Here is a 21,782-nt window from a genome sequence, read left to right on the forward strand (position 1 = left end):
CCGTCTGACGTTGGAAGGAGATTGTCCCCAACGGTTGCAGCGCGGCTTTTGTTCCCTTACCGCGGGGCGTGTCTTTTCAGACGCGCAAAGAACGATGTAACACTTTCAATCCCCGCATCGTGCTTTCCGAAATTCGATCCCGAATTTTCGGGCCGCTGCGCTAGTCGATGAAAACGCCGACGCTTGCGGCGCGTCCGGCCGAATCGATGACGGTCAGTTTGGAGTAGCCGCCGCCATCGGGCAGCCATTGCTGAATGCGCCGGCGGGAGAGGTCGGGCAGCGGCTTGCCGTTGGCAAGCCAGCGGAAGGGCGCGCGGCCGCCCTGAAGCTTCAGCATCAGCGGTGACAGGTTGCCTTGTCCAGCGCCGAGATCGACATGCGCGCCCTCGGGCGGATAGATGATCTGCGGCGCGGCCTCGCGGCCGGAGGCGAGCAGCCCGCTGGCATTGAGGGCGAAACGCCGCTGGCTGATGGGCAGCTCGGACTGGGCGATGCGCACGGCGCCTGCAGGCGGGCGGGGCAGGGGCGTCGTCACGATGCCTGACTTGGCGAAACCTTCAAACAGGATGGGCGCGGCGGTGCCATAGCCGGTCAACCCCGGCACGGCGCTGTTATCAGGTCGTCCGACCCAGACGCCGAGCACATAGCGGCCATCATAGCCGACAGACCAGGCATCACGGTAGCCGTAGCTCGTGCCGGTCTTGTAGGCGATGCCGCGCTGCGGCGCGCCGGCGGGGGGAATGACGCCGGAGAGAATATCGGCGACGTTCCAGACCGCGACCGGTTCCAGCAGCGGTTCGCCGACGAGCTTGGCCGGTGCGCCGGTGACACCGTCGCCGAGCCTAGCCGGCTGACCGCGATTGGCGAGCGCCGTATAGAGTTGCACCAGATCCTTCAGGGTGATGCCGACGCCGCCAAGACCGATCGCCAGTCCCGGCGTCTCATTCGGCGGCAGGACGGGGCGTACCTCGGCGCGGCGGAAGCGGACCATCAGCCGCGACGGCCCGACGGCATCGAGCAGCTTGACGGCCGGCACGTTCAGCGAAAGCTGCAGCGCCTCGCGCACGGTGACGTCGCCCTGATAGCTCATGTCGAAATTGCGCGGCCGGTAGCCGAAGAAATCGGCGGGCCGGTCTTCGATGATGGTCTCCTGGGACACCAGTCCCTGCTCGAAGGCGAGCCCGTAGATGAAGGGCTTCAGCGTCGAGCCCGGCGAGCGATTGACGCGCGTCATGTCGATCCAGCCGGAACGGCTGGCGTCGAAATAATCGGCCGAGCCGACCTCGCCGACGATCGCGCCGGTTTGCGCATCCGCCATCACCATGGCGAGCGAAAGCTTCGGCCCGAGCTTCATGGCCGCTGCCCGCGCAACCGCCTCCAGCCCCTGCTGCACCTGTTTCTTCAGCGTCGTCTGATGCTTGAGAACCGTCGGCTCCTTGCGCAGCGCTGCTTCGGCGACATGGGCGGCGAGTGCCGGCAACCGCATGCGCCGCGGTGGGACGGCGACATCCTCGGCCCGCTCTGCTTCGCCGTCGCCAACGGCCTCGGCGACCGCGACGCGGTCGAGCACACGCTTGCGCGCGGCCTCGGCTGCCTTGAGATTGCGGTCCGGCCGGCGCCGTTCCGGCAATTGCGGCAGGGCGACGAGCAACGCTGCCTCGGCGATCGTCAGGCGGCGCGATTCCTTGCCGAAATAGGCAAGGCTTGCGGCGCGCACGCCTTCCAGATTGCCGCCATAGGGCGCGTGTGTGAGATAGAGGTCGAGAATCTGTTCCTTCGACAGCCGCCGTTCGATCTGCACGGCGCGCACCAATTGCAAGATCTTTGCCGAAAGCGAGCGCCCTTCGCGCGGCTCGATCAACCGCGCTACCTGCATCGACAGCGTCGAGGCGCCGGAGACGATGCGGCCGTTGCTGACCAGTTGCACGGCAGCGCGCCCGAGCGCCCAGGGGTCGATGCCACCGTGGTCATAGAAACGCTGATCCTCATAGGCGATCAGCATGCGCAGGAATTGCGGATCGACCTCGGGGACCGTGGTCTTCAGCCGCCAGCGGCCTTCCGATGTCGCAAAGGCACGCAGCAATTGCCCATCGGCATCCAGCACTTCGGCCGACACGGCATTCGCCCTGTCGAGTGGCGGCGGAAAGGCCCTGTCGGCGGCATCGAGCGCAAAGAGAGCCGCGCCGGCAAGAATGATGCCGGCAGCCGACCTGATCGCAAACTTGTGCCGCCGCCTCATTGTTGTGCCGTCACGACCTCCATCTTGCCTGTTGCCGTGCGGGCCGAAAGCTCCGGCCGGTACATATCCTCGACGTTTGCGGCCGGATGGTCGTAGGTGCCGGGGGTGACGGCGCGCACGACATAGGCGACGTTGAATTCGCGGTTGTCGCCTGCCGCGCGGTTGAAGGCGGCGACGAAGCGGTCGTAGCGGAATTCGGTATGGGCAGCGGAGATCTCGCCGATCCAGTCGAAATTCGTCATCTGGGCGCTGTCGACGAGATTTGGATTGTCGATCTCGAAGCCGGCGGGCAGAAGGTCGGTGATGACGATGCGCGACGGCCAGTCATTGGTTTCGCGCACATGGATGACGACGACGTAGCGTTCGTTCTGCTTCGCCTCGCTGACATTCGCCTGCTCGCCGTCGAGCGTGTAATAGGTCCGCTCGATGATGAAGCCGTCGCCGCCGGCCGGGAGCGGCACTGTCGGGGCGGCAACGGTGGTGACCACGGCCGAAACCGTGTCGTTTGTCTGGTTGGTCAGTGTCAGCGGATGATCGGCGAGCGCATCGCCGGTCATGTGTGCCATGTAGGCACCAGTGTGTGCGGCGCCATTGACATCGACCTTCAGGCCATCGTCACCGCCCTGGATGGCGCGCGCGGCAAGCAGCATCCAGGTTTCTTCCTGCGTGCTCTTGTATTTGCTGCGCTCCCATTCCTTGCCGACCGCCTTTGCGAGTTCCGGGATGACGGGCGGCACCGGCCGGCTTTCGGCAGCGAGCGCTAGGATCGCCGCGCCGTCGCGCAGGATCGTGCCGTAATCGGTGCGCGACAGGTTCACGCGTGACACCATCGACTGCTCCGACATTTGCAGCGCGTCGAGGAAAATGGTCTTCGAACGCTGCGCATCGCCGTAGAGCGCCAGCGCGGCGGCGATATGCGCCTTGGCGAGCGGCGTCGGGAAGTCGTTGATCATCGTATCGGCATAGTAGCGCAGATCGCTGATCGCAGCCTTCTTGTTGCGGGCAAGGACGTAGATGGCATAGGCGATCTGGTCGCCCTGGCCCTTGATGTCGGTGGTGTAGGACAGGGTGTTCTGCAGGTTTTCGAGCGCCTGCACGAAAGCCCTTTCCGGTACGTCATATTTCATTTCGCGGGCCCGCGTCAGGAAATCGGTGACGTAGGAATCGAGCCAGACATCGCCCGAATCCGGTCCCCAGAGGCCGAAGCTGCCGGCCGAGGCCTGATAGGAAAGCACGCGGTAGATCGCATCCTGCACGCGCTTCTGCACGTCCTCGTCGTTTTCCATGCCCGCCTGCTTCGCCACTTCGGCGAGATAGAGCAGCGGCAGCGCCCGGCTGGTGGTCTGCTCGGCGCATCCCAAGGGATAGCGGTCGAGCGTCATCAGCAGGGCTGGGATATCGAAGGCGGCCGAACGGGTGACGTTGACGCTGATCGAGGCGCCGGGCAGCACGCTGTCGGCAAGCAAGTTCTTGTCGACGGTGAGTTTTGCCCCCGGCTTCAGCGCCAGCACCCTGCGTTCGGTGATCGGCAAGGAGGCCGGGCGCACCGGCACGTCGACCGTCTGGTCGAGCGAAAGGCCGGAGGCGTCGGAGAGGTTGATCGAGACGCTGCCGGCGCCCGGCTGTTTGCCGATGAGCGAAAGCGTCAGCTCGGATTTCGCTCCGGCCTCGAGGCGGATTGTCTGCGAGGCGGACGCTTCTTCGATGCCGACCGCGTCATTGCCGGTCAGCTGCAGCTTGTAGTCGCCGGCCGGCGCATCGGTATTGGCGATGTCGAGGCGCAGATTGGCCTGGTCGCCGGGGGAGAGGAACTTCGGCAGGCTCGCGGTTACCACAACAGGATCGCGGATGATGACGTCCTTGACGCCGTGGCCGACGCCTGATTTCGACCAGGCGACCGCCATGACGCGCGCCGTGCCGTTGAACTGCGGAATGTCGAAGGAGACATTGGCCTTGCCTTCGGCGTCGAGCTTCACGGGCCCGGAGAAGAAGGCGACGAGCTTCTGCGTCGGCGGGCTTGCCTGCAGCGCGATGGCGCCGCCATCGCCGCCGGTCCGGAGCTTGCCGGTCGCACCCAGCGAGCCGTCGATCAGGCGGCCATAGAGGTCGCGGATTTCGAGGCCGAGCTGGCGCTGGCCGAAATACCAGTCCTCCGGGTTCGGCGGTTCGTAGCGCGTCAGGTTGAGAATGCCGACATCGACGGCAGCAACCGTCACATAGGCATCCTCGTTGGCGCCGGCGCCCGCCACCTGCAGGCCAATGTTCAGTGGTCCGCGCGGCAGCATCTTTTCGGGCGTGTCGAGCGTCACGTGCAGCGCGCGCTGTTCGGGATCGACTTTCAGCCATTTGATGCCGATCGAGCGCATCGGCATGTGGCTGTCCTGGGCGTCGCCAGGGCGGAAGAGCGTGGCGGTCACATAAGCACCGGCACCCCAGTCCGATGTAACGGGGATGTCGACCTCACCGCCGGTCTCGCCGATCGTGGCGTTCTGTACGGCAACCAGCTTTTCGGTTCCTGATGTCACCATCAGCTCGCCGCCGTAGCGCGAGGTGACTTTCAGCTTGGCCGTTTCGCCGATCTTGTAGCTGTCCTTGTCGAGGGCGATTTCCAGCCCGTCGGGCGTTTCGGTCGAGGTCGAACTCACGAACCAGCCGGCGTCGAATTCGACGCTGGAGGTCGGGCCGTCGGCATCGGGGCTTTCCACTTCGAGGCGATAGCGGCCCCAGGTCACCGGCACGGAGATCTTGCCGCCGTCCATCGTCGCGTCGACGCTGCCGTTGGAGACCTGCTCGGCAGTGTAGACCGGCTCGTATTTCCAGGCCGTTCCTTCGCGATACCATTGGTATTGCCGGTTGAGGCTATAGAATTTCCAGCGCAGGCCCTTCGCCTCCTGCTTCTGTCCATCGGCCTTGACGCCGATCACCGTGAAGTTGGCGATCGAGTTCTCCGGCAACTCGTCGGAAAATTCCGGCTTGATGCCGATCGATGCGCCCTGATTTTTCACCGGAATGGTCAAAGTGCGCTCGATGGCCCGGCCGCCCGCCTCCTGCATGCGCATATAGACGGTGGCGTTCAGCAGTTGCGTCGTTGCCGGCAGTTCGCTGATGGTGAGATCCGTCGAGGCTTCGCCGTTCTCGTCGAGTTCCGGCAGGCCGTCGATCGGCTGGCGCGAATCCTCGCTCGCCTCTTCGTCGGCAAGCCCGAAGAAGAAGCCCTTATAGGCCGCACTCTCACGCGTCGGCTTGACGACGACGTCGCCTTCGAGCGTCAGGCCGGCGGCCGGGGCGCCGTAGAGATATTTGCCCGAAACGGTAATCGTCGCCGGCGTGTCCGGACCGACTTCCTTGGCCTCGGTCTTGATCTCCATGTCGGTGCGATCGGGGACGAAATCGTCGACGAGGAAACTCTTGGTGGCGATCGCGCTGCCCTTGGGATCGGTATAGATGTTCATCGTCCAGGTGCCACGCATAGCGTTTTCCTGGGTCGGGAAATCGACGGTATAGCCGCCGAGATTGCTGGTCTGGCTGACGATCCGCCGGTCCTCGACACCGTCAGGGCGGCTGAAGATGAAGGTGAGAGGCAGGTTCTCGATGGCGTTGCCATCGGTGTCGCGGGCGAGCGCCTGCGCATGCACCGTCTCGCCGGCGCGGTAGATGCCGCGTTCGGTAAACGTCAGCACGTCGATCGCGCCGGGTGCTGCGCGACCCGTCACGCCGCGGTCGGAAAGGTCGAAGCCGGCGCGCGTCATGTCGAGGAAGACGTAGTCCGAGGTGCCGTTCCTGGCGGCAATGACGGCGGGCGTCAGCGCCGCCGTGCCGCGGATCAGGCCGGCGGTGAATGTGGCGCGGCCGTCCGCGTCGGTCGTCGCGGTGCCGAGTACTTCGTTGTTCTTGGCGAGCAGCTGCAGCTCGACGCCTGCGATCGGCTTGGCCGAAGCGAGTGAGCGGGTAAAGACGTTGAGCCCGTCCGTGCCGGCATAGGTGGTGACGCCGATATCGGAGACCAGGAACCATTGCGTCGCCTGCGAATTCCACTCCTGCGCCGGGCCGTTTGCCGCCGTTGCGGTCATCACATAGATGCCGGGCTTGCGCTCGGGCAGCGCCTCGTCGACCGGGAAGCTGGTGACGATGTCCTTGTTGAGCTCGTTGGCGATGTCGATCGAGCCCTGCCAGACAAGTTCGCCGCTCTGATCCTGGATGTTCTGGGCGCTGTAGCCGTCGAGCTGGCTCAGGAACTGCGAATTGGTCAGCAGCGGTGCAATGGCGCGATCGCCGATGCGGTAGAGTTTGAGGTTGGCCGAGGTCATGTTGACCGAAACGATCGGGATGCCGCGGCGCGCCGTTGACGGCAGCACGAAGCTGTCGCCGGTGAAGCGCACCATCTGGCTGCGGTCCTTGATATAGACGTCGATGCTGACAGGTGCTTCGAGCACCTCATCGACTGATGACGGCAGGCCGGTGCGGAAGCCGATCTTATAGGTCTGGCCGTGCGTCAACCCTTCGACGCAGATCTGCTTGTTCTTGGTTTCGAGTGCCTTCGGCGCTTCGCCGTTCAGCGTCACGAAAGGTGTGTAGTCCGTGGTTTTGACCAGCGCCTCGGAGAAGGTGACGCAGGCGCGTGGCGTGGCGCTGTCGGCATCGACAGTATGTTCGGTGACGCGGAAGCCTTGCGTTGATTTCAGCTGCAGGTAGGCCGCCTGCACATCCTTGGCACCGACAAGCGCCAGGCTCGCCTTGTAGGCGTCGAGCGCCGGGCGGTAATTGGCGTTTCGTTCCAGTGCATTGGCGAGTATGGCGAGCGCATCGGCGCGCTTGGCGGTGGTGCGCGTCAGCTCGTAGCCGTTTAGCGCGTCGACTACCGCTTGTCCCGTCGTGCTGCTCTCGGCGCTGCCGAGCGACGCTGCGGCACGAGCGGTTTCGAGCCAGAGATCGGCGTCGTCAGGTGTGATCGACAACGCACCATGGAAGGACTTCAGCGCGTCAGCCAGGTTGTTGGCGGTGAGGTCGAGGCGGGCGTTGGCCGTCAGGCTGTCAACGCCTTGGCCCTGCTGGTCGTCGGCTAGGGTGAGATTGTCCTTGAAGTCGTGGGCCTGCTGGATGAGATCGTTGCTCAGGAAGGTCAGGCGCGGCGCGGCGCCGATGTCCCGTTCCTGCTGGCCGGCCGTTTCGACGATCTTGCCGGCGATGGCGCCGGGGAAAGCGTTCATCGTCTTGAAATCGGATTTGAGGAAGCACCATTTCACCTTGGGATTGTAGGTGAAGGCCTTGCAGCTCTTGTCGCCGATGCAGGAGGTCTTGCACTGATCGAGCGAAACATTCTGTTCCGTGCGAAGATCGAAGCCGAAGAAATCGGCGTCCTTGATCGTCTGGATGTCGCGCTTGTTATCCGCAGCGGCTGCGGGAAAACTGACGGCGATCATGGAAAATGCGATTGTCGCGAATGCAAAGAACGAGCGCACGGACATAGGTTCCCCCCGGAATGCTGGCTCTGACCGGCCGGCACTGTCCTCACTCCTCGCGAGATTGTCAACTCAAGTTGAGCGCTGTTTCATCTTCGCACAGCCGCTTTCGTCTGGCTGTCACATCGGCGTGAGTGACCGCCTTGTGATTTGCGGCTTTTGCAAGGATGAGCAAGGATTTGGGCGATCGCAGGAGGTAGCGCAATGTCCCCGTCTTCCCACCGCAGGAGCCTTGCCGCGCTCCTTGCCGCCACTCTTCTCTCGCTCGGTACGGGTGCCGCAGGCGCGGCCGAAGATGCCGTCGTCATCCCGCCGCCAGCCGTCGACGAGGCGGCTGGCTCAGGCACCGAGACTGCCATTTTCGCCGGCGGCTGTTTCTGGGGTGTCCAGGGCGTCTTCCAGCACGTGAAGGGTGTCGAGAGCGCCGTCTCCGGTTATGCAGGCGGCGACGCCAAAACGGCGCAGTACGAGACCGTCAGCACCGGCTCGACAGGCCATGCCGAAGCCGTCCAGGTGAAGTTCGATCCGAAACAGGTGACCTACGGCAAGTTGCTGCAGATCTTCTTCTCTGTGGCGCACAACCCGACGCAGCTGAATTTTCAGGGGCCGGACCGGGGAACGCAGTACCGTTCGGCGCTGTTCGTTGCCGATCCGGAGCAGCGCAAGGTCGCCGAGAGTTATATCAGCCAGCTCGACAAGGCGCATGTCTTCCCGCAGTCGATCGTCACCAAGGTGTCTGAAGGCACAGGCTTCTATCCCGCTGAAGCCTATCATCAGGATTTCCTGACGCTCAATCCGACCTATCCCTATATCGTCTACAACGACCTGCCGAAAATCGAGAACCTGAAGTCGCTGTTTCCCGCCGACTACCGCGGCAAGCCGGTCCTCGTGATGAAGGTCAAGGGCTGATCGATCCTGTCGGTCCTGGGATTGTCGGCTCCGAACACAGGGATGCAATGCGTTCGTCGCAACAGTTCAGGGCATGATGTCTATGGGCGTGTGGTTGGGGACGCGGGCCCAAATATCGCGCATCTCCGAGTTGGTGACCGCAATACACCCATCCGTCCAATCCCACAGTCGATGGGCGTTTGCGAATAGGCCCCAGCCATTGGGAAGCCCGTGGATCATGATATTGCCGCCGGAAGGAAAGCCACCGGCTTCAGCGTTGCGCCGATCATCAGGGCCTGGATATGAAATGTGCAGGCTCAGATGCGCCATGGACTTGGGATTTCGCCAGTCTATTTCATAACGCCCTTCAGGTGTTTTCTCGTCACCTTCTCGTTGCTTGGGACCCTCATCGGCAGCCTGCCCAAGAGAAATCCGGTATGTTGAGATGGGGGTATCCCCTTTGAGAAGGACCATCCGGCGTTCGGCTTTATGAACGCGAATGCTGTCAGCCTGTTGCTCCAACGGCGCATCTGGAGGTGGTGAGCCCGCGCCGATCCTGGCCATCAATTTCGTGTAAGCGAACAAGCTGACGACCACGGCGGCTAAAATGACAAATTTGCTTCTCAACCTGATCCTCATCTTCGAGCTCACAGAATGGCTAATACCGCCTTACCGCGTCCCCATCCAGAAGGCGCGCAGTTGAGACTGAGCACGATCGGGTGCCGCCTTTTTTCTTCATGTTCTCTATTTTTAAGAATTTGTCAACGTTAACAATATCTTAAATACAAGAAACGGCGTTCCACCGCGGAACATATCGTCGACTTGCCCGTTACTGCCATGAGTTTCGCGTCGGATAGACTGCCGGAGCGGATACCTCTTTCGAGTTATGCGTAACCAAGGGGACGTATCATGGCCACCAATGTCGTGCGGCGCTGGCAACGAGATGATCTCATGAAACAGAGAGTATTGATCGTCGAAGATGAATTCCTGATCGCCCTCGATCTTGAGGCGACGGTGGAAGGCATGGGGATGCAGGTTGCGGGCCTTGCGAATGATCGCGAACAGGCGCTGCGGCTGGCGCCGCTTGCCGACATTGCTTTTGTCGATGTCAATCTCGCCGACGGCCCGACCGGGCCTGAGATCGGCCGGCGGCTGGCGCAGGAGCATGGCATTGCCGTCGTCTTCATGACCGGCAATCCCGAAGTGGTGGCTGACGGCGTCAAGGGCGCGGTCGGCGTGGTCCAGAAGCCGGTCATGCCTTCGGTTGTCGAACAGCTGGTGAAATACCTTGCCGCGCGCCGTGTCGGCATGTTTGCGGTCGTACCCTCACAAATGACGGTCTTTACCTGATCGGACGGGGCCCGATCGTAAGGGCCTGATCAGCCGGATATGGCTGCGAGCTGCGGCGGATGGCCGGCCTTTTCCGCCTCCGGCCTGCCATAGGCCTTGAGAAAGGTATGGACGGCGTTACGCGCCGCGTTTTCCAGTTCTTCGTCGGTGGGCGTGCCGCCGAGCAGGATCATCATCTGCAGATCGGCATTGCCGAGCGCCACGAACTGCCTCGCGGCGACGTCGAAATCATCGATGGCGAGCGCGCCCTTATGGGCAAGCCGCCCGAAAAGTGCGGACAGTGCGGTGGTCAGCTTGCCCGGCCCCTGCTGGCGCCAGCTTTCGAAGAGGTGCGGATATCGCTCGCCCTCGGTCTGCACCAGCTTGCGCAGGAATTTTCCATCGTGGTTGCAGATGCAGTTCTTGTTGAGGCGCACGGCGAAGGCCGTCAGATCGTCTTCCAGATTGTCGGCACGATCCGGGAAGGTCGACAGCACGGAGAAGAGCATGGCGTTGGCGCGGTTCATGACGTCTTCGACGACGGCGACGAACAGCGTTTCCTTCTCGCGATAGTGATTGTAGATCGTCTGGCGCGAGACACCGGCAACGGCGGCGATCTCGTCGATGCTGGCGCCGGCAAAACCCTGGCGGCAGAATACGTCTGCCGCGGCATCGAGGATCGACATGCGCTTGGCGCATTGTCCGCGCTGCGTATGCCCCGTCATCCGGACTGCCGGTGTCATGCGATCTTTCATGAGAGTGAAGATAAGACGTCTTGACGTTTTAGACAATGGCGTCTAATTTTACATACGTGTCCAAATTTGTTGACACTCCTGGTTCCGCCGCTGAGATATGAGCTCCCAACTTCGTCTTTGCGCGAACGATCATCATTGAGCCCGCGCATCGCCGAAAATCGGAACCGATTTTCGGAAAGCACGTGCGTAGATTTAAAGTGTTGGAGCGTCCTTGTGCGTCCGAGAGGACGCACGGCGCTCTCAGAGCAATGTCGCGGAGCGACGATCCGGTATTTCCGCTGCGCTTTTATGAAAGATCACCATTATGACGGCTCCCTTCTTTCGCATTGCCCTCATTCTCGGCCTTCTGTCGGCCATCGGGCCTTTCGCCATCGACATGTATCTGCCTGCGCTGCCGTCCATCGGCCAGGACCTGCATGCCGATAACAACGTCACCCAGCTTACCCTTCTTGCCTTCTTCATCTCCTTTGCGCTCGCCCAGCTCGTCTATGGTCCGCTGTCGGATATGTGGGGCCGTAAGCTGCCGCTCTATCTCGGCATCGGCCTTTTCGCCGTCGCCTCGATCGGCTGTGCGCTGGCGACCGATATCGAAACGCTGATCGCCTTCCGTTTCGTTCAGGGTATCGGCGGTGCCGCCGGCATGGTCATTCCGCGCGCCATCGTTCGCGACATGCATACCGGCGTGCAGGCCGCCCGCCTGATGTCGCTGTTAATGCTGGTCTTCTCGATCTCGCCGATCCTGGCGCCGCTGACCGGCAGCGCCGTCATCGAGTTCTACGGCTGGCGCGGCGTATTCTGGGCCGTGACGATCGCCGCCTTCATCGGCCTCGTCCTGCTTGCCACCCAGCTTGACGAAACCCGTTCGGCGACCGAACGCAGCGGCAGCGGTTTGAAAAGCGCCATGGCGGCCTACCGCCTGCTGCTTGCCGACCGCAATTTCCTGACGCTGACCTTCATCGGGGGCCTCGGCATTTCGAGCTTCCTGGTCTATCTCGCCAACTCGCCTTTCGTGCTGATTCAGCATTACGGGCTGACGCCGACGCAATACAGCTTCGCCTTCTCGATCAACGCCGTGTCGTTCTTCGCGGTATCGCAGGCGACGGGCTGGCTCGGCGAGCGTTTCGGCCTCGTGCGCGTCATGCGGATTGCGGTCAGCGCTTTTGCCCTTGCCATGGTCGTCATGGCGGTGGTGATGGCCGCGGGCTTCAATCAACTGCCTGTCCTGGCGACTTTCCTGTTCATCGGCTACGGCTTCCTCGGCCTCGTCATCCCGACGAGCGCGGTGCTCGCGCTTGAGGATCACGGCGAGATCGCCGGCACAGCCTCGTCGCTGATGGGCACGCTGCACTTCGTGATTGCCGCCGTTGCTATGGTCATATCGAGCGTCTTCTTCGACGGCACAGCCGTTCCGATGGCCGCCGGCATCGCCCTCTGCGCCTTCGCAGCCTTCGTGCTGACCCAGGCAACGATCGGCCGCCGCGCCGCTGTTGCCGCAGCTGAATGATCGAAGCAGGCCGCACCCGGTCTCCAGGTGCGGCCACATGACTGGTCGTGGCCTCGGAGAAAATGCAACGCGGGTGCAGGGGCTGCGGCGGGCCTTGCTGCCATCAATTCGGTCGGAAATCTCGGCGGCCCCTAGCCGGGTCTGATCAAGCCGCCAAAAGTATCTCCGCGGCGGGCTTCAGGCCGTCAGCGTGAAAGCGTCGCTTTCGCCTGGAACGAGTTCCAGCGGCCAGATCCTGTTGCGGGCGCCTTGCGGATAGTGATCAGCATAGGCCGGCATGGTGGCGAGCAGGGTTTCGCCGAGCTGCGCGCCGAGATCGCGTAGCGACATGCGGAAGGAGGTCAGCGTCGGCTGCAGGAAATGCGTGCGCGGCTCCTCGCGGAAACCGACGACGGCGAGGTCGCGGCCGGGCACGATGCCGGCCTCGGCAAGCCGGCGGTAGAGCCCGATCGCCATCAGCTCGTGGATCAGGATGATCGCCGTCGGCCGCTCTTCGATCATCAGCAATTCGTGGCCGGCCTGATAACCGCCCTGTTCGCTCGACTTGACCCGGATGACGAGGGCCGGGTCGAAGGCAATACCGTGCCGTTGCAGCGCCTGGCGGTAGGCGTCGACGAAGAGATAGCCGAGATTGATGTCGGAGGAGGGGGCAGCTACCGCGATCCGCCGGTGGCCTTTGGCGACCAGACGGTCGACGCCGCGCGCCGCCACGCCCTCGAAATCGAGGTCCATCCAGGTGTAGCTGCCGCCCGACGCGCTGCGCCCGAGCGCCACGAAGGGGATGCGGGCCTTTTCCAGAAGCTCGATGCGCCTATCGGTTCGTCGTGTCGCCGAGAGGATCAGCGCGTCGACAAGCCGGCGCGCCACCATGCGCTTCAGATATTCATGCGGGTCCTCGTCATCGGGGCAGGGCAGCATGACGAGATCGAGCTTGTGGCGAGAAAAGACGCTCTGCAGCCCGTCGGTGACGCCAAGGAAGAAGTCGTCGCTGTTTTCGATCGTCTCGCGGCTCACTTCGAGCATCAGCCCGATGACGTTCGTCATGCCCTGGCGAAGGCTGCGGCCCGACTGGTTGGCGACGTAACCGAGCTCTTCAGCGGCGGCGAGCACGCGCCGGCGCGTCTCGTCATTGACGTCGGGCTTGCCGTTCAGAGCACGGGACACCGTTCCGATCGAAATGTCGAGATGCTCGGCGAGCTGGCGAATTCCCTTCATCTGCGGCGATCTTCCTCCCCAATGCATGTCGCCCAAAACTGTGCAGCGGTTTTGGGATAACGACATGCGTCAAACCGTCAGCCCTTCTTGCCACAGGATGGCGCCTGCGAAAAGACAGAGGGAGGGGTCAGAGTCTGAAGCTCTGGCGGATGACGAGCTCCGGAATGACGCGTTCGTAACCCGGAGGCAAGTCCGGGTTTTCAAGCCGCCGCTCCATCAGTTCGACGGCGCGCTGCGCCATGGTCAGCGGGTCCTGGCGGAAGGTGGTCAGCTGATAGCTCAGCCAGGAGGATTCCGGCACGTCGTCGAAGCCGATGACGGCGACATCCTCGGGAATGCGCAGCCGCGTTTCCAGGCGCACGACATCCATCAGCCCGAAAGCGATCTGGTCGTTGGCGCAGAAGACGGCGTCGGGTTTGATCGTCTGCGAGAAGAGCGCGCGTGCGGCGCTGACGCCGCCGTCATAATCGGAATCGCCGCCACGCCCGACGACGACGGATACACCGAGCGACTCGGCTGTCGACAGGAAGGCGCTTTCGCGCTCGATGATAGCAGGCGTTCCGGTGTTGGAGCCGATGACCGCCAGCCGCCGTCTGCCGCTTTCATAAAAGGCCGTCGCCGCCTTGCGGGAGGCCTCGGAGTTGCCGGCGCGCACATGGTCGGCGTCGGGTTCCGAACGGCCGATCACCACGAGCGGCTGGCCATTTCGCTGCGCGAGTTCGAAGAAACTCGCCGGCGGCGAGCCGGACAGGATGATGATCGCCTCGGCACGGTGGCCGATCAGCATCTTCTGGGCGGCCAGCAGCTCTTCTTCCGTCTGGCCGGTGTTGATGAGAATCGGGATGCTGCCGCGTTTGATCAGGCATTTGGCAAGCGCTGCGGCCAGATGCGCGCGAAAACCCACTTCCGGCCGGGTCGCGACGATACCGACAAGGCGGCTCTGATTGGCAAGCACGCCGCGCGCCAGGTCGTTGACATGGTAGCCGAGTTCTTCAGCCGCCCGCAGCACCTTTTCGCGCGTTGCAGGCGCGACGCTCGTGCCCGGCGTGAAGGTACGCGAGACGGCGGAGCGCGAAACGCCCGCCAATTGCGCCACCTGCTCGGCGCTGACGAAGCGCATGCGTTCTTTCTTTGGCGTCTTGTCGCCGTTCACTGGACCATCATTCATTGGCTTTCAGCTATTGATCGTCTCTGACAGTCGGATGACAGGCGGCCGTGGCAGCCCGAAATTTTTGCTATGAGGAGTGACTGCGAATTAACTTCATTGGCCCAAGCAAAGAAAAACCGAGGCTGCCGGATGCAGCCTCGGTTGATGGGCGAAAATCAGCGGCGACGACGTATGATCAGATCCGCGCCGCCATGGGGAAGGCCAAGTCTGCCGGTTATTCGCAGACGCGTACAGTTTCGGCATGATAGCCGCCGTCGTAGCGGTTGCGGACATCGCGGTCCTCATACCAGCATCTCGGCGCGGGTTCGACATAGCGAGGACCATCGACATAGCGAGGGCCGCCGCCATTGGCGATTGCGCCGCCAATTAGCCCGCCAACAACACCTGCGGCAACGCCGCCGGCGATAATTCGACCGGTGTTATCGTGGTGATGGCGATCACGCGCCGCAGCGGGCTGAATGGCCAATCCAACAAGGGCCGTTGCGATCAACAGGCTGCTGGTAACTCTCTTCATAATATTCTCCTCAGTGGCACTCGCCCCGGATAAAAGGGAAATGCGGCAGCAAGTCGTCGGTTCGTTCAAACTTTGCGACAGGCGTTAATGCATGTCGCCTGAGATTAGAGCGCCGTGCGTCCTCATGGACGCACAAAGGTCGCTCTAACACTTTCAATCCTCGCATCGTGCTTTCCGAAAATCGATTCCGATTTTCGGAAAGCACGATGCGCTAGGTCGCCGACTCCGCTGCCGCCGTCTCTTCCAGCACGTCTTCGGGAATGTCGTCGAAGGAGGAGTAGTTCAGATTGTAGAGCTTGGAATAGAGCTTGCCGTTCTTCATCAGCTGACGGTGGTCGCCGCTTTCGATGATTTCGCCGTTCTGCAGCACGATGATGCGGTCCGCCTCGCGGATCGTTGCGAGGCGATGGGCGATGACGAGGCCGGTGCGGTTTTCGAGCAGCTTCACCAGCGCCTTCTGGATCAGCATCTCGGTATAGCTGTCGATATTGGCCGTCGCTTCGTCGAGGACGAGGATCTTCGCGTCCGCCACCAATGCGCGTGCAAAGCTTAAAAGCTGGCGCTGGCCGAGCGAGAGGTTGCCGCCGCGCTCGCCGAGGACACTGTCGTAACCATCGGGCAGGCGCATCACGAAGTCATGCGCGCCGACGGCTTTGGCGGCCTCGATCACCTGTTCGCGCGTCGCCTCCAGCTTGTGGTAGCGGATGTTCTCGAAGACGGTGCCGGTAAAGAGGAAGGGCTCCTGCAGCACCATGGCGATCTGCGCTCCGAGCGAATCCTGCGTCAGATCACGCACATCGTCGCCGCCGACCAGCACCTGGCCCTGCTGCACGTCGTAGAAGCGATGGATCAGCGACATGCAGCTCGATTTGCCGGACCCCGTCGGCCCGACCAGCGCCACCGTCTCGCCGGGATTGACCTTGAAGCTGACGTGCTTCAGCACCGGGTGTTTCGGATTGTAGCCGAAGACGACGTCCTTGAATTCCACCGATCCGTCCATGTCGCGCGACAAGGCTTTGGCGTCGGGCGCGTCCTTGATGTCGACAGGCACGTCGAGCACTTCGGTCAGCCGCTGGCCGGACGCCATGGCGCGCTGCATCACCGAATATTGCAGGGTCAGCGAACGGATCGGGTCGAAGAAGCGCTGGATGTAGAACAGGAAGGCGACGAGCACGCCGACATCGAGCGCCTGATTGAGAACGCGCGCGCCGCCGACGACGATGACGAGCGCCATCGCCACGCCGGTCAGGCTGTCGACGATCGGCACCATCACCTGCGCATAGCGCGCCGCCGTCAGATGCGTCTTGAGGTTGGCATGCGCCTTGTCGTCGTAAAGCGTGAAGTTGACGCCCTGCCTGTCCATGCTCTGGACGGCGCGCACGCCATGGATCGCTTCTGCAAGCGCACCGTTCGCGACCGAATTGGTCTCGTGCGCGGCCATGAAGGATTTGCGGGCCAGCGGCAGCCAGAACAGCCGGACGATGAACAGCACCGGCAGCACCGAGAGCGTCAGCAGCCCCAATTTGAAATCGAGATAGAGCATCACGAAGACGATGCCGAAGAGCAGCACGATGTCGCCGACTGACAGCACCGAGGTTTCGAGGAATTCCTGCATCGAGTTGACGTCGCCCTGCAGGCGCGACATCAACCGGCCGACTTCGGTCTTGTCCATGAAGGACAGCGAGACGCGCTGGAGATGCGAAAACATCGCCTTGCGGATATCGAAGAGCACGTCCTCGGCCACGCCGCCGACCAGCGTCTCCTGCGCATAGCTTGCCGCATAGTTGATGAGGATGGCAATCGTGAAGGCGACGATCGACCACACCAGGGCCGAATGGTTGCCGCCCGGCGACATGCCGTGGTCGATGGCATAGCGGATGATCAGCGGGATGGTGAGCTGCATCATCGTGAAGGTCAGAACGGCGACGACGGACCACAGGACCTGGCGGCGATAGGGGTGAACGAAAACCCAGATGCGCTTGACGATATTGCCGTCGAAGGCCTTGCCAAACATCTCCTCCTCGACGCGATGCGAACCGACCACCGCCCGCGGCGGGCGGCGTCCATCCTCGCGAACGTCGGGACGCTCGGTTTCCAGTTCCTCGGCCATGCCATTCCTCCCGCGGCCATCACGTCCGGTGGCCTGCATAGTCATTGCTTGTCCGCTCTTCTCCCTGGTGGGCAGAAGAACGGAATTCATTGCTAGGCGCTCAAGACCTCGTCGCCCGGCCGCACCTGCAGGTCGTAGAGCGCCTTGTAGCGCCCGCCGAGCGAAAGCAGCGCTTCATGCGTTCCGCGCTCGACGATCCGGCCGTCTTCGACGAACAGGATCTGGTCGGCATGCATCAGCGAGCTCAGGCGGTGGGCGACGATGATCGTCACCCGGTCGGCGGCATAGCGGCGCATGGCGCCGCGGATGCGCTGTTCGGTGGCGGCGTCGATAGCCGCTGTCGAATCGTCGAACACCATCACCGCCGGTTTCAACATCAGCGCGCGGGCGATCGAAAGACGCTGCCGCTGGCCGCCGGACAGCGAAACGCCGCGCTCGCCGACGACGGTGCCGTAGCCTATTGGCAGGCCAAGCACGTAATTGTGAAGTTGGGCGCTTTCACTGGCGCGCTCGATGCGGCCTTCCTTCGCCCATGGGTCGCCATAGGCGATGTTGTTTTCGATCGTCGTCGTGAACAGGAAGGAATCCTGCTGCACGACGGCAACCGCCCGGCGCAGCGATTGCAGCGTCGCCTTGCGGATGTCCTGACCGTCGATCGTGATCTTGCCGCCGCTGACGTCGTAGAAGCGGGGAATGAGATGGGCGATCGTCGACTTGCCGCTGCCGGGCGGGCCGACGATGCCGATCGTCTGGCCACGCCTGGCTTCGAAGGAGACATCGTCGAGCACGCTGCGCTTTTCCGAACCGGGATAGGCGAAGCTGACATTCTCGAAGCGCAGCACGCCGTCCGTGACGTTCAGCTCTGTCGCATCCGGCGCATCCTTGATCGCGACGTCGAGGTCGAGAAGGGCAAAGAGGCGCGAGCCGCAGGTGGAGGCGCGGGCAAAGGCATTGACCATCAGGCCGAGCTGGCGCACCGGCATCTGCAGGATGGTCATGAAGGTCAGGAACGAGGCCAGCGTGCCGACGGTGATTTCACCCGACATTACCTTGCCGCCGCCGACCCAGAGCACCAGACCCATCGCAGCGAAGAAGGAGAAGGTCATGGCGCTGGTGTTGGTGACGCGGATGCCGACGCGCTGATGCGCGAGCGCCAGCGCGCTCTTCGACGCCACCTCGAATTTCGAAATCTCGTGTTCGTGGGCGGCAAAGGCGCGCACGACGCGGATACCGCCGAGATTTTCCTCCATGATGCGGGTCAGCACCGAAAGCCGCTCCTGCAGGTCGAGCCAGGTGGCGCGTAGCCTGAGCTGCGTCACCGATGAGCGCCAGCCGACGAAGGGCACGAAACTCAGCGCCAGGAGGCCGAGCACGACATCGGTCGACAGCAGCATATAGGCGCCGATGCCGATCAGGGTCGACAGCAGGATCATCCGGACGAGTGCGGTGGAAAAATACATGCGCACGCCTTCGAGATCGAGCAGGCCGACGGTGATCAGGTCGCCGGAATGAACGGTGTCATGAAAGCTGAAGGAGAGCCGCTGGATCTTCTCGTAGCAGGCCAGCCGCAACTCATATCCGATGTGATGGCCGACGGCTTCGCTGTAATAGTTCTGGACCATGGTGAAGAGGCCGCGCAGCACGCTGGCGCCAAGCAGCAACAATGCCGTGGTCAAAAGCGCGTCCTGTGCCAGCAGACCCGCCGCACCACCGCTCATCGCCATCTGCGTATGGTCGACGGCCTGGCCGAGAAGGCGCGGGATCATCAGCTGGAAGGTGGAGGCAACAAGCGTGGCGCCGATTGCAAAGCCGGATTGCCAGGGGTGGCGGAAGGCCATCATGGTGATGCGCACCAATGTGAAGAGGCCTCGGCCCCAGCCTGCCGCAGTTGCAAGCGCCATCGAAGCCGAAGGCTTCGTCGCGCGTGTTAACACATCGCTGCTCACGGTATTTTTTCCAATAGATGTGTGGTCGGACGCTGGCCCGAAAAGACGGCAAATCCATGAAGGGATTGATTGCACCTTCACTTTTGCCGATTCCATTTGGGGGTTCAAGTAAAGAATTCACCAGTTGGTTATTTTTACGTGAGGTCTCCTCGCATCCCGGCGGGAACAATCTGTGGGCGAAGGGGTTGCAGCAGGCGAATGCCAACCGCCGACCGGTGCCGGAGAGACCCATGCCGCTGAAAGCCCTCGCCCTCAACGCCACGCTGAAGAGCAGCGACGCCAAGGAGGCGTCCTCGACCGACCGGATGATCGGTCTTATCGACAAGGCAATGTCCGCACACGGCGTTGTGACCGAAGTGCTCCGCCTTGCCGATTTCAACGTCAAGCCGGGCGTAACATCCGACGAAGGCCCCGGCGATGATTGGCCTGATATCCGCGCCAAGGTGCTCTCCGCCGATATCCTGCTGATGGCGACGCCGATCTGGCTCGGCCAGCCGTCCAGTGTCTGCAAGCGGGCGCTGGAGCGCATGGACGCCTTCCTCGAGGAAACGGACGAAGATGGCCGTATGGTTTCCTATGGCAGGGTCGCGGCTGTTGCCGTCGTGGGCAATGAGGACGGCGCCCATCATGTATCGGCCGAGCTCTTTCAGGCGCTGAACGACGTCGGCTTCACCATTCCGGCGAATGCGGTCGCCTATTGGGTTGGCGAGGCGATGGGTTCCACCAATTTCGTCGATCTCGACAAGGTGCCGAAGGTCGTGACGAAAGCCGTCGACATGCTGGCGCGCAACACGGCGCATCTGGCGGGCCTGCTGAAGGCAAAACAATATCCGGGCGAGGGCCGCTGAGGTCGCTGGCGATCTGACATTTGCAACGATCCGTTCGCAGTTCGGGGTGCAAAACTCGCCAGACTTCCCACAGGAGAGTTCTAAATTCTAATATATTTCAATATCTTGAAGTGATTTAACAACAAACCTCTTGCCACCTGCGCCATTTAGCGCTTTCATACACTACTAGTTTGATAGACTATGGATGAGCGTGATTGCTCACCTAGTTCTCTTGCGGGGCCGCTGGTTCGGACCCGGATGCCGCGGCAGGTGTTTTGAATGGCCGCATGAACCTCATCAACGCGTGAACCGCTGTTTTATGCGTTGAAACCTCGATCGACCCACGGTGCGGATGAAGCCGCAAAGGAGTTGTGATGACGGTTCAGGGACTTTTTTCCGCCAGAGCCAATGCGGCGGCGCAGATATCAGCCGTACCGCGCATTGCGATCGTCGGGCGCGGCTTTTCCGGCATGATGACGGCTATCGCGCTGATGAAGACGGTGCGCGCGCCCTTCCACCTGCAGCTGTTCGATCCGAATTCGTCGGTCAGCGGTGGGCAGGCGCTGGCCTCAGTCCGTTCCTCGACGATCCTCAACACCCGCGTCCGCGATCTCTCGGTTTCGGTCGGCGACAACGACGATTTCAACGACTGGCTCTGCAGCAATGCCGCCTTCCGCGCCGCCGTGCCGGCCGCCATTCCCGGATTCCGGCAGATCTTCGTGCCGAAGGAGATCTTCAGCGATTATGTCTACCAGCGCTTTTCGGAAGCGCTTGCCGCGCGTAGGGACATCACCGTCCAGGTCTGCAACGATCCGGTCGTGGCGATCCGCAGGAGCCACGGCAACCGCTTCCTGCTTGAAAGCGCCAATCCAGCTAACCCGCTGTTTGACACCGTCATCCTCGCCACCGGCTACGGCCTGACCGCGCCGGATGCCGGCGGCGAGGACGTTTCGCCAATCAGGGCCCAGCGCCTCGTCGCGCGGCCGCATGCGGTGTTGCTCGGCAGCGGCATCCGCGTCGTCGACCAGCTGCTGCAGCTGCGCGATTCCGGCTATGCCGGCCAGGTGACGATCATTTCCCGGCGCGGATTCCTGCCCCAGAGCCATACGCCGAATTCCGCCGATCCGGTCTTCCCCGCCGAAGCGCTGCCGCAGAGCCTGCCGGAGATCGTCCGCTTCATCCGTCAAGCCTGTCGCGAGGCGGAGGAAGCGGGGCGAAGCTGGCAATCGGTGATGAACGGCCTCAGAAAACATGCCCGTTCGCTCTGGCGCTCGCTGCCGGCGCGCGACAAGCATCAGTTCAACCGCCATCTCAGGGCAATCTACGACAGCCATCGCAACCGCCTGCCGGAAGCCATGCACCTGCGCCTGAAACGCGAGCTCGCCGAAGGCCGCACGGTGCTGCGCCGCGGCCGGGCCGGCCGCCGGGGCTTGAGCGGCCTGTTCTTCACACCGGCCGGTTCCGCTGCCGAGGAAGTCATCCATGCCGAGCGCATCATCGATTGCCGCTGCCAGGCGCCTGATCTTTCAGCACCCTTGATGCAGAGCCTGCTTTCCGCCGGCCTCGCCATGCCGGACGAGCTTTCGCTCGGGCTCGCGGTCAATGCGCGCGGTGAGCCCTTCCTGGAGGATGGTTCGACGGTCGCCGGGCTCTTTGCAGTCGGCCCGCTCGGTCTCGGAAGCCTGCCCGATATCGATCTCGTGCCGGAGATCGTGTCGCAGGCCTATGCCGCTGCCGAGCGGATCAATGAGAGGTTCTACCCGCAGGTCAAGGCCGTCTGAAATTCGGGCCGTTTCGGAACCATCCGCCCCCTGCTGCGTTATAAAGC

14 protein-coding genes are annotated in these 21,782 nt (G+C 62.7%); 5 read left to right on the forward strand and 9 right to left on the reverse strand.

Annotated elements, in window-relative coordinates; translation table 11 throughout:
- Positions 1-160 precede the first annotated feature (160 nt).
- Positions 161-2,239: a penicillin-binding protein 1C gene (pbpC, locus tag FFM53_RS31035; protein ID WP_138389809.1), complete on the reverse strand. Its 2,079-nt coding sequence runs from the start codon at positions 2,237-2,239 to the stop codon at positions 161-163.
- A complete protein-coding gene (locus tag FFM53_RS31040) occupies positions 2,236-7,704 on the reverse strand; it encodes an alpha-2-macroglobulin family protein (RefSeq protein WP_138389808.1) in 5,469 nt (1,822 codons plus the stop codon). Before FFM53_RS31040 ends, pbpC begins: the two co-directional genes overlap by 4 nt.
- A 198-nt stretch (positions 7,705-7,902) precedes the next feature.
- On the opposite strand from FFM53_RS31040, the gene msrA reads away from it, so the two are divergent.
- Positions 7,903-8,607, forward strand: coding sequence for a peptide-methionine (S)-S-oxide reductase MsrA (gene msrA, locus FFM53_RS31045; RefSeq protein WP_138331552.1), 705 nt, complete (start codon positions 7,903-7,905; stop codon positions 8,605-8,607).
- Between the two features lie 66 nt (positions 8,608-8,673).
- Here msrA and FFM53_RS31050 read toward each other — a convergent pair whose 3' ends face one another.
- Complete coding sequence (locus FFM53_RS31050) at positions 8,674-9,213, reverse strand: L,D-transpeptidase family protein (RefSeq protein ID WP_138389807.1); 540 nt, start codon at positions 9,211-9,213, stop codon at positions 8,674-8,676.
- A gap of 282 nt (positions 9,214-9,495) precedes the next feature.
- On the opposite strand from FFM53_RS31050, the gene FFM53_RS31055 reads away from it, so the two are divergent.
- Positions 9,496-9,936 (forward strand): response regulator, encoded by a 441-nt coding sequence (locus tag FFM53_RS31055; RefSeq protein WP_138331554.1) that lies wholly within the window; start codon positions 9,496-9,498, stop codon positions 9,934-9,936.
- A 29-nt stretch (positions 9,937-9,965) separates the two neighbouring features.
- Here the strand turns inward: FFM53_RS31055 and FFM53_RS31060 are convergent, their stop codons facing one another.
- Entirely contained in the window at positions 9,966-10,706 is a 741-nt protein-coding gene (locus tag FFM53_RS31060; RefSeq protein WP_138389806.1) for a TetR/AcrR family transcriptional regulator, read from the reverse strand.
- Positions 10,707-10,974: 268 nt separating this feature from the next.
- On the opposite strand from FFM53_RS31060, the gene FFM53_RS31065 reads away from it, so the two are divergent.
- Positions 10,975-12,174, forward strand: coding sequence for a multidrug effflux MFS transporter (locus FFM53_RS31065; protein WP_138389805.1), 1,200 nt, complete (start codon positions 10,975-10,977; stop codon positions 12,172-12,174).
- A gap of 177 nt (positions 12,175-12,351) precedes the next feature.
- Here FFM53_RS31065 and FFM53_RS31070 read toward each other — a convergent pair whose 3' ends face one another.
- The 5 genes from FFM53_RS31070 to FFM53_RS31090 form a co-directional block, all read right to left on the reverse strand.
- Positions 12,352-13,389 carry a LacI family DNA-binding transcriptional regulator gene (locus FFM53_RS31070; protein WP_138389804.1) on the reverse strand — a complete coding sequence of 346 codons (1,038 nt, stop codon included), beginning with the start codon at positions 13,387-13,389 and terminating at the stop codon, positions 12,352-12,354.
- A 127-nt stretch (positions 13,390-13,516) separates the two neighbouring features.
- Positions 13,517-14,557 carry a LacI family DNA-binding transcriptional regulator gene (locus FFM53_RS31075; RefSeq protein WP_138389803.1) on the reverse strand — a complete coding sequence of 347 codons (1,041 nt, stop codon included), beginning with the start codon at positions 14,555-14,557 and terminating at the stop codon, positions 13,517-13,519.
- Between the two features lie 214 nt (positions 14,558-14,771).
- The gene (locus FFM53_RS31080) at positions 14,772-15,071 is read right to left on the reverse strand and encodes a hypothetical protein (protein ID WP_138389802.1); all 300 of its coding nucleotides are present in this window, start codon (positions 15,069-15,071) and stop codon (positions 14,772-14,774) included.
- Between the two features lie 211 nt (positions 15,072-15,282).
- A complete protein-coding gene (locus FFM53_RS31085) occupies positions 15,283-17,181 on the reverse strand; it encodes an ABC transporter ATP-binding protein (RefSeq protein ID WP_138389801.1) in 1,899 nt (632 codons plus the stop codon).
- 92 nt (positions 17,182-17,273) lie between these two features.
- Complete coding sequence (locus FFM53_RS31090; protein WP_173883700.1) at positions 17,274-19,235, reverse strand: ABC transporter ATP-binding protein; 1,962 nt, start codon at positions 19,233-19,235, stop codon at positions 17,274-17,276.
- Between the two features lie 122 nt (positions 19,236-19,357).
- On the opposite strand from FFM53_RS31090, the gene FFM53_RS31095 reads away from it, so the two are divergent.
- Positions 19,358-19,975, forward strand: coding sequence for a flavodoxin family protein (locus tag FFM53_RS31095; RefSeq protein WP_138389800.1), 618 nt, complete (start codon positions 19,358-19,360; stop codon positions 19,973-19,975).
- 353 nt (positions 19,976-20,328) lie between these two features.
- Positions 20,329-21,735: an FAD/NAD(P)-binding protein gene (locus FFM53_RS31100; RefSeq protein WP_138389799.1), complete on the forward strand. Its 1,407-nt coding sequence runs from the start codon at positions 20,329-20,331 to the stop codon at positions 21,733-21,735.
- Positions 21,736-21,782 lie beyond the last annotated feature (47 nt).

Source organism: Rhizobium indicum, assembly GCF_005862305.2.
GTDB lineage: Bacteria > Pseudomonadota > Alphaproteobacteria > Rhizobiales > Rhizobiaceae > Rhizobium > Rhizobium indicum.

Bases quoted from the DNA above. Each gene is read 5' to 3' on its own strand.
- FFM53_RS31080 (WP_138389802.1), bottom strand. From the start codon at position 15,071: ATGAAGAGAGTTACCAGCAGCCTGTTGATCGCAACGGCCCTTGTTGGA.
- FFM53_RS31055 (WP_138331554.1), top strand. From the start codon at position 9,496: ATGGCCACCAATGTCGTGCGGCGCTGGCAACGAGATGATCTCATGAAA.
- FFM53_RS31075 (WP_138389803.1), bottom strand. From the start codon at position 14,557: ATGAATGATGGTCCAGTGAACGGCGACAAGACGCCAAAGAAAGAACGC.
- FFM53_RS31065 (WP_138389805.1), top strand. From the start codon at position 10,975: ATGACGGCTCCCTTCTTTCGCATTGCCCTCATTCTCGGCCTTCTGTCG.
- pbpC (WP_138389809.1), bottom strand. From the start codon at position 2,239: ATGAGGCGGCGGCACAAGTTTGCGATCAGGTCGGCTGCCGGCATCATT.
- msrA (WP_138331552.1), top strand. From the start codon at position 7,903: ATGTCCCCGTCTTCCCACCGCAGGAGCCTTGCCGCGCTCCTTGCCGCC.
- FFM53_RS31040 (WP_138389808.1), bottom strand. From the start codon at position 7,704: ATGTCCGTGCGCTCGTTCTTTGCATTCGCGACAATCGCATTTTCCATG.
- FFM53_RS31095 (WP_138389800.1), top strand. From the start codon at position 19,358: ATGCCGCTGAAAGCCCTCGCCCTCAACGCCACGCTGAAGAGCAGCGAC.
- FFM53_RS31100 (WP_138389799.1), top strand. From the start codon at position 20,329: ATGACGGTTCAGGGACTTTTTTCCGCCAGAGCCAATGCGGCGGCGCAG.
- FFM53_RS31085 (WP_138389801.1), bottom strand. From the start codon at position 17,181: ATGGCCGAGGAACTGGAAACCGAGCGTCCCGACGTTCGCGAGGATGGA.
- FFM53_RS31070 (WP_138389804.1), bottom strand. From the start codon at position 13,389: ATGAAGGGAATTCGCCAGCTCGCCGAGCATCTCGACATTTCGATCGGA.